This is a genomic window from Streptomyces sp. NPDC057638 (genome assembly GCF_042800315.1).
Taxonomy (GTDB): domain Bacteria; phylum Actinomycetota; class Actinomycetes; order Streptomycetales; family Streptomycetaceae; genus Streptomyces.
Genome location: NZ_JBHVHF010000333.1, coordinates 1 through 7,844, shown reverse-complemented (window position 1 = coordinate 7,844; position 7,844 = coordinate 1). Strand labels below are relative to the sequence as shown.

At 70.5% G+C, this 7,844-nt stretch carries 7 protein-coding genes; 5 read left to right on the top strand and 2 right to left on the bottom strand.

Annotated features, from left to right (window positions below):
* Positions 1-43: 43 nt before the first annotated feature.
* A complete protein-coding gene (locus tag ACFVIM_RS29965; RefSeq protein ID WP_384307858.1) occupies positions 44-1,540 on the bottom strand; it encodes a peptide MFS transporter in 1,497 nt (498 codons plus the stop codon).
* Between the two features lie 611 nt (positions 1,541-2,151).
* On the opposite strand from ACFVIM_RS29965, the gene ACFVIM_RS29960 reads away from it, so the two are divergent.
* On the top strand, positions 2,152-2,841 hold the full coding sequence (locus ACFVIM_RS29960; protein WP_384307856.1) for a response regulator transcription factor: 690 nt from the start codon (positions 2,152-2,154) through the stop codon (positions 2,839-2,841).
* Between the two features lie 13 nt (positions 2,842-2,854).
* The gene (locus tag ACFVIM_RS29955; protein WP_384307853.1) at positions 2,855-4,126 is read left to right on the top strand and encodes an ATP-binding protein; all 1,272 of its coding nucleotides are present in this window, start codon (positions 2,855-2,857) and stop codon (positions 4,124-4,126) included.
* A gap of 112 nt (positions 4,127-4,238) precedes the next feature.
* Here ACFVIM_RS29955 and ACFVIM_RS29950 read toward each other — a convergent pair whose 3' ends face one another.
* Positions 4,239-4,745: a GtrA family protein gene (locus tag ACFVIM_RS29950; protein WP_384307850.1), complete on the bottom strand. Its 507-nt coding sequence runs from the start codon at positions 4,743-4,745 to the stop codon at positions 4,239-4,241.
* A 198-nt stretch (positions 4,746-4,943) separates the two neighbouring features.
* Between ACFVIM_RS29950 and ACFVIM_RS29945 the strand changes: the two genes are divergently transcribed.
* Genes ACFVIM_RS29945 through ACFVIM_RS29935 form a run of 3 tightly spaced genes read left to right on the top strand, consistent with a single transcriptional unit; the run spans position 4,944 to position 7,822 of the window.
* Positions 4,944-6,083, top strand: coding sequence for a 5-(carboxyamino)imidazole ribonucleotide synthase (locus tag ACFVIM_RS29945; protein ID WP_384307847.1), 1,140 nt, complete (start codon positions 4,944-4,946; stop codon positions 6,081-6,083).
* Positions 6,080-6,607 carry a 5-(carboxyamino)imidazole ribonucleotide mutase gene (purE, locus tag ACFVIM_RS29940; protein WP_384307845.1) on the top strand — a complete coding sequence of 176 codons (528 nt, stop codon included), beginning with the start codon at positions 6,080-6,082 and terminating at the stop codon, positions 6,605-6,607. The genes ACFVIM_RS29945 and purE overlap by 4 nt, the downstream gene beginning before the upstream one ends.
* A 6-nt stretch (positions 6,608-6,613) precedes the next feature.
* A complete protein-coding gene (locus ACFVIM_RS29935; RefSeq protein WP_384307842.1) occupies positions 6,614-7,822 on the top strand; it encodes a dipeptidase in 1,209 nt (402 codons plus the stop codon).
* Positions 7,823-7,844 lie beyond the last annotated feature (22 nt).

Sequence of the window (7,844 nt, the reverse complement as noted above, 5' to 3'; positions counted from 1 at the left end):
GCCGCACCTTCTGGTGCGGCGGCCCTCTCGGAACACGGGGTGGCTAGTTCACGCCGCCCAGCATCGCGGTCACCTTGCGGCGGTAGACGAAGATCGCGACACCGGCGAGGGCGGCGATGGCGCCCTGGCTGGCGAACCAGCCCTGGGTGTCCGTCGGGGCGCCGATCAGCTGGAGCAGGGCGATCACGGAGTTACCGGCGGTCATCGCCAGGAACCAGACGCCCATCATCTGCGAGGCGTACTTCTGCGGCGCCAGCTTGGTGGTCAGCGACAGGCCCACCGGGGAGAGGCACAGCTCACCGACGGTCTGCATGAAGTAGACCGTGACCAGCCACATCGGGGAGACCTTGACATCGCCGGAGGCCATGCCCTGCGCGACCATCATCACGCCGAAGGAGCCACCGACCAGCAGCAGCGCCAGGGAGAACTTCGCCAGGGTGCTGGGCTCGCGGTTCCGCTTGAAGAGCGCGACCCAGAGCATCGCGAAGACCGGGGCCAGCGCCATCACGAAGAGCGGGTTCAGCGACTGGAACCAGGTGGTCGGGAACTCGAAGCCGAAGAGCGCGTCCTGCGTGTCGTTCTTGGCGAAGAGGGAGAGCACCGAACCGGTCTGGTCGTAGATCGCCCAGAACGCGGCGGCGGCGACGAAGAACCAGATGTAGCCGGACATCCGGGACTGCTCGACCGCGGTCAGGTCCTTGTCCCGCTTGATCCGGAACAGGTACCAGGCCGGCAGCAGCAGACCCAGGATCGTCAGCGGCCACAGCACCCAGTCGACGGTGAAGACGCCGGAGAGACCGATGATGGCGTACGCGGCGGCCGCGACACCCAGCCAGATCAGACCCTTGCGGACCAGCGCGGTGCGCTCGGCGGCGGGCAGCGGGTCCGGGACCCGGACCGACTCCTCGCTCAGGTGGCGGAAGCCCAGGAAGTAGAAGAGCAGACCGATCGCCATACCGACACCGGCCATACCGAAGCCGAGGTGCCAGTCGATCTTCTGGCCGACCCAGCCGATGGTCAGCGGGGCGAAGAAGGCACCGAGGTTGATGCCCATGTAGAAGATCGTGAAGCCGCCGTCACGGCGCGGGTCGGTCTTGTCCGGGTAGAGCTGGCCCACCATCGTGGAGATGTTGGACTTCAGCAGACCCGAACCGGCGGCGATGAACGCCAGACCGACGAAGAAGGACGCCTCGACCGGCACGGCCAGCAGGAAGTGGCCGATCATGATGATGACACCGGCGATGGCGGTCGCCTTGCGGGCGCCCCAGATCCGGTCACCCAGCCAGCCGCCCGGCAGGGCGAGCAGGTACACCATGGCGTTGTACACGGAGTAGATCGCGACCGCGGTCGCGTCCTTCATGCCAAGACCACCGTCGGCCACGTTCGTGGCCAGGTAGAGCACGAGCAGCGCGCGCATGCCGTAGAAGCTGTAACGCTCCCACATCTCGGTCATGAACAGATTGGCCAGGCCGCGGGGGTGGCCGAGGAAGGTCTTCTCGTCCGCCGAGGCGGACGATGCCTTCGTCAGGCTTGACGCCATGGTCGTTCCTTGCTGTCGGGACGCGCCCGCCTCTTGAGCGGGGACGCGCCCGGTGGGGGGTGGCCGGCACCGGTGAGCGAACCGTCCCCACCCACGCCAGAGGGCTCGCTCCCGGCGGTGGCTCCACCGGGAACGCGGGGGACTGCGACACACCGGGATCCACGCCCGGGAAGGCGTCCTTGCCTCCCGGGCCCGGCCCACAGGTCATTCACTGTCCATGGGACCGGTGTCACCGGCCCCGCACACAGAAAGAGACCCCTGGCCCCTTGCCGATGCTCACTGCTCGCGCGGCAGGCCAAAGGTCTCCGTGTAGTGCTACAGGCGTACTCGACACCATACGACAGGACACGGTCGGAAATGGAAGGACTTGTGTGACGGATCACAGGCTCTTCCGGAACCGGATGCCCCCATCCAAAGGTCGTACACCCCTGCCCCCTTCCTTTCTTGTGCTCCACCTCACGCCCCCGCCCCCTGCCGGACAGGTCCCCGCACCCAGGCGCGGCTCACGCGTACGGGCACGGGACGCGGCCTTCAGCGGGCGGGGCCGCGGGCCCGCGCGGGCCTGGGGATCGGGCCCCGGCGGCGCACACTCGCGGACTACCATCAGCCCCATGACGCGTGTACTGCTCGCCGAGGACGACGCATCCATCTCCGAACCCCTCGCCCGCGCCCTGCGTCGCGAGGGCTACGAGGTCGAGGTCCGTGAGGACGGCCCCGCCGCCTTGGAGGCCGGCCTCGCGGGCGGTGCCGGTGGTGGTGTCGATCTCGTGGTGCTCGATCTGGGCCTGCCCGGCATGGACGGCCTGGAGGTGGCGCGCCGACTGCGCGCGGAGGGGCACACGGTCCCGATCCTGGTGCTGACGGCCCGCGCCGACGAGGTCGACACGGTGGTGGGCCTGGACGCCGGGGCCGATGACTATGTGACGAAGCCGTTCCGGCTGGCGGAGCTGCTGGCCCGGGTCCGCGCCCTGCTGCGCCGTGGCGCGGCGGAGCCCGCGCCCGCCCCGTCCACCCATGGCGTCCGTATCGACGTGGAGTCGCACCGCGCGTGGATGGGGGACGAGGAGCTCCAGCTCACCGCGAAGGAGTTCGATCTGCTGCGGGTCCTGGTCCGGGACGCGGGCCGGGTGGTGACCCGGGACCAGTTGATGCGTGAGGTCTGGGACACCACATGGTGGTCCTCGACCAAGACGCTGGACATGCATATCTCCTGGCTGCGCAAGAAGCTGGGGGACGACGCGGCGAACCCGCGCTACATCGCGACCGTCCGGGGAGTCGGCTTCCGTTTCGAGAAGAGCTGAGGGCCCGGGGGCCGTGCGCCGACGACTGATCAATTCGACCCTCGCCGTCGTCCTCGTGGTCATCGCCGTCTTCGGTGTCTCCCTGGTCCTGGTGGAGACCCGCACCATCTCCAGCAGCGCCCATGAGTCGGTGCAGTCGGAGGCGCGCCGTCTGGTCGACAATGTGGCCACCCGGCTCGCGGGGGGCGAGCCGATCAGCGCCGAGACCCTGGATCTCCAGGGCGGCTCGGAGCGCTACGCCCTGATCAGGATCCGTGACCGCGGCCCGATCGAGCTGGGCCGGAACCCGGCGGGCACGGCGATCACGGACACGGAGAACGGCGGCCGGGACGGGGCGATCACCGTGACGGTGAAGGAGCCCTGGTCCACGGTGACCAAGGAGGTCGGGCGGAGTCTGCTGATCATCGGCGCGGTGGCGCTGCTCGCGGTGGTCTCGGCGGTCCTGCTGGCGCTGCGCCAGGCCAACCGGCTCTCTGCGCCGCTCACCGATCTCGCGGAGACCGCGGAACGGCTGGGTTCCGGCGATCCGCGTCCCCGCCACCGCCGCTATGGGGTGCCGGAGCTGGACCGGGTCGCGGATGTGCTGGACTCCAGCGCCGAGCGGATCGCGCGGATGCTGACCGCCGAGCGCAGGCTGGCCGCGGACGCCTCGCATCAGCTGCGTACACCGCTGACCGCGCTGTCGATGCGGCTGGAGGAGATCGCGGCGACGGATGATCCGGTGACCGCGAAGGAGGAGGCGACGGTCGCGCTGGCCCAGGTGGAGCGGCTGACGGATGTGGTCCAGCGGCTGCTGACCAACTCCCGGGATCCGCGTACGGGCTCCGCCATCGCCTTCGACCTGGACGAGGTCGTGAAGCAGCAGATGGAGGAGTGGCGTCCGGCGTACCGGTCCACGGGCCGCGCGCTGGTGCGCTCGGGGCGGCACGGGATGCGCGCGGTGGGCACGCCGGGCGCGGTGGCCCAGGTGCTGGCGGCGCTGATCGAGAACTCGCTGATGCATGGCGGGGGCACGGTGGCGATCCGTACCCGGGTGACCGGTAACCAGTCGGTGATCGAGGTGACCGACGAGGGGCCGGGGGTCCCGTCGGATCTCGGCGCGCGGATCTTCGAGCGCGCGATCAGCGGCCGTAACTCCACCGGTATCGGTCTGGCGGTGGCCCGTGATCTGGCCGAGGCGGACGGCGGACGGCTGGAGCTGCTTCAGCAGCATCCGCCGGTCTTCGCCCTGTTCCTGAGCCGGGTGGCCCGCGACCGCGACGACGAGCCGCCGACCGTACGGTGAGGGGCCGGGCACTCCCGGGGGCCGTGGGACCGGGCTGGCCCAGCGAGCGGGTCCGGGCCCACCGAGCCCATCGGGGCCCCAGTGCGGGGAACCTCCCGTACGTACCGAGGTCCTAGCGGGGCGTACCGGCCGCGTCGGGGGCGAGGTACGGATCCGGGCCCGGCGGTGTCGGGCGCCCGGTCGCCGGGAGCGACCGGAAGACCCAGGTCCGGTAGGACCAGAAGCGGAAGAGGGTCGCCACCCCGATGCCGAGGAACTTGAAGACGTTGCTCTGGAGCGAGCTGTCCCAGTCGAAGCCGTAGGTGGCCACGTACAGCACGCCGTTCTCGATCACCAGCCCGACCATGCTGAAGAGGAGGAAGAGCGAGAGTTCCCGGGTGCGGCCGTTCTTGTCGCGGTCGCGGTAGGTGAAGTAGCGGTAGCCCACGTAGTTGAAGAGGATGGCGACCGCGTTGGCGATGAGGGAGGCGCGGACGACCGGGATCTCGGTGGTGGCGCGGACCAGGTTGAAGACGGCGAGATTGACGACGACTCCGGCGCCCCCGACCGCCCCGAACTTGGCGACCTCGCGCAGGAGCTGATCAAACCGATCGCGTAGCGCCCCGCCTCGTTCACGCATAGTGAGAGTCCAGCCCCATCAGTCTCGGTGTCCCCAACCCCGTCATGCTAAGCCCCGCGCCCGTCACCCGCCCGGGGAGTTGGCAAGGCCGCTGACGAGGGCCGCACCAGCGTATGGCCGGAACCCGATCCTCCGCGCCGTCGTGCAGTCCCGGCCCCGCGCCCGGAGCGCCCCCGGTCCGCCGGATACCCTAGGAGGGTGACGTTCCCGGTAGTCGGTATGGTCGGCGGCGGTCAGCTCGCCCGTATGACCCACGAGGCGGGCATCCCCCTCGGCATCCGTTTCAAGCTCCTCAGCGACACCCCGCAGGACTCCGCGGCGCAGGTCGTCAGCGAGGTCGTCCTGGGCGACTATCGCGATCTGGACACCCTGCGCGCGTTCGCCCGCGGCTGCGATGTGATCACTTTCGATCACGAGCATGTCCCGGTCGAGCATCTGCGTGCACTGGAGGCGGACGGTATCCCCGTCCGGCCCGGTCCGGACGCGCTGGTCCACGCCCAGGACAAGGGGGTGATGCGGGCCAGGCTCACCGAGCTGGGCGCGCCCTGCCCCCGCCACCGGCTGGTGGCCGACCCCGCCGATGTGACGGCGTTCGCCGCCGAGGCCGGCGGCTTCCCCGTCGTCCTCAAGACCGTACGCGGCGGATACGACGGCAAGGGCGTGTGGGTGGTCCGCACCGAGGCGGAGGCCGCGGAGCCGTTCCGCGCGGGCGTCCCCGTCCTCGCCGAGGAGAAGGTCGACTTCGTCCGGGAGCTGGCGGCGAACATCGTGCGCTCCCCGCACGGGCAGGCCGTCGCCTACCCGGTGGTGGAGTCCCGGCAGAAGGACGGGGTCTGCGACACCGTCATCGCGCCCGCGCCCGAGCTGAGCGAGGAGCTGGCGGGCGAGGCCCAGCGGCTCGCGCTGCGGATCGCCGCCGAACTCGGTGTCACCGGCCATCTCGCGGTCGAGCTGTTCGAGACCGCCGACGGCCGGATCCTCGTCAACGAACTGGCGATGCGCCCGCACAACTCCGGGCACTGGACCCAGGACGGCGCGATCACCTCGCAGTTCGCCAACCATGTCCGCGCGGTACTGGACCTGCCGCTGGGCGATCCGCGCCCGCGCGCCCCGTGGACCGTGATGTGCAATGTGCTCGGCGGCGACTACCCGGACATGTACGGCGCGTATCTGCACTGCATGGCCCGCGATCCGCAGCTCAAGATCCATATGTATGGCAAGGACGTGAAGCCCGGCCGCAAGGTGGGCCATGTCAACACCTACGGCGACGACCTCGCGGACGTGCTGGAGCGCGCCCGCCACGCGGCCGACTACCTCAGAGGAACGATCACCGAATGAGCACGACCCCGCTTGTCGGCCTCGTGATGGGCTCCGACTCCGACTGGCCCGTGATGGAGGCCGCCGCGACGGCCCTCACCGAGTTCGAGATCCCCTTCGAGGTCGATGTGGTCTCCGCGCACCGGATGCCGCACGAGATGATCGCGTACGGGGAGCGGGCGGACGCCCGTGGCCTGAAGGTGATCATCGCGGGAGCGGGCGGAGCCGCCCATCTGCCCGGCATGCTCGCCTCCGTGACCCCGCTGCCGGTCATCGGCGTCCCCGTACCGCTGAAGTACCTCGACGGCATGGACTCCCTGCTCTCCATCGTCCAGATGCCCGCGGGCGTGCCCGTGGCCACGGTCTCCGTCGCCGGAGCCCGCAACGCCGGACTGCTCGCCGCGCGGATCATCGGCGCGTACGACGGTGAACTGCGCGAGCGGATGCGTGACTTCCAGGGGGAGCTGAACCACCAGGCCACGGAGAAGGGGCGACGACTGCGCGCCAAGGTCGAAGGTGCTTCTTCGGCCACCTCCGGGAAGTAACAGCCCATGGAAACCCCCACCCGCCACGCCTCCGCCCACCTCGACCGCGCCCGTGCGCTGCTCGCCGACCACCCCGTCGTCGACGGCCACAACGATCTGCCGTGGGCGCTGCGCGAGAAGGTCCGCTACGACCTGGACCAGCTCGACCTCGCCCGGGACCAGTCCACCGCGCTCCACACCGACCTGCCCCGGCTGCGTACGGGCGGGGTCGGCGCGCAGTTCTGGTCCGTCTACGTCCGCACCGGTCTGAGCGGGGACGGCGCCGTCAGCGCCACGCTGGAACAGATCGACGGCGTACGCCAGATGCTGGACCGCTACCCGGGCGAACTGGCGCCCGCGCTGAGTGCCGCCGACATGGAGGCGGCCCGGCGCGAGGGCCGGATCGCCTCGCTGATGGGCGCCGAGGGCGGCCACTCCATCAACAACTCGCTGGCCACACTGCGCGCCCTCTACACCCTGGGCGTGCGGTACATGACCCTCACCCACAACGACAACGTGGACTGGGCCGACTCGGCCACCGACGAGCCCCGCGCGGGCGGGCTGACCGCCTTCGGCCGTGAGGTCGTGCGCGAGATGAACCGGCTCGGCATGCTGGTCGACCTCTCCCATGTGGCCGCCACGACCATGCGGGACGCGATCGAGGTCTCCACCGCGCCGGTGATCTTCTCGCACTCCTCGGCGCGGGCCGTCTGCGACCACGTCCGCAATGTGCCGGACGACGTGCTGGCGCGGCTGCGGTCCAACGGCGGGGTCGCGATGGCCACCTTCGTACCGAAGTTCATCCTCCCGGCGGCCGTCGCCTGGACCCAGGCCGCCGACGCCAACCTCCGCGCCCATGGCCACCACCCGCTGGACATGACCCCGGAGGCGATGAAGCTCCACGCCGCCTTCGAGGAGGCCAACCCGCGCCCGATCGCCACCGCCGCCACGGTCGCCGACCACCTCGACCATATGCGCGAGGTCGCGGGCGTCGACCACATCGGCATCGGCGGCGACTTCGACGGCACGGCCTTCCTCCCGGCGGGCCTGGACGATGTCTCCGGCTACCCCAACCTGATCGCCGAACTCCTCCACCGCGGCTGGTCCACCCCCGACCTGGCCAAGCTGACCTGGCAGAACGCGGTCCGCGCCCTACGCGACGCGGAGGCGGTCGCGGTCGCGGAAGCGGCCCAGCGGGGCCCGTCCAACGCGACGATCGAGTCCCTGGACGACTGAGCCGCCTCGACGACCAGGGGGC

What these genes read in the sequence shown, in the direction of transcription:
- purE (WP_384307845.1), top strand. Translation starts at nt 6,080, where the DNA reads ATGAGCACGACCCCGCTTGTCGGCCTCGTGATGGGCTCCGACTCCGAC.
- ACFVIM_RS29960 (WP_384307856.1), top strand. Translation starts at nt 2,152, where the DNA reads ATGACGCGTGTACTGCTCGCCGAGGACGACGCATCCATCTCCGAACCC.
- ACFVIM_RS29950 (WP_384307850.1), bottom strand. Translation starts at nt 4,745, where the DNA reads ATGCGTGAACGAGGCGGGGCGCTACGCGATCGGTTTGATCAGCTCCTG.
- ACFVIM_RS29965 (WP_384307858.1), bottom strand. Translation starts at nt 1,540, where the DNA reads ATGGCGTCAAGCCTGACGAAGGCATCGTCCGCCTCGGCGGACGAGAAG.
- ACFVIM_RS29935 (WP_384307842.1), top strand. Translation starts at nt 6,614, where the DNA reads ATGGAAACCCCCACCCGCCACGCCTCCGCCCACCTCGACCGCGCCCGT.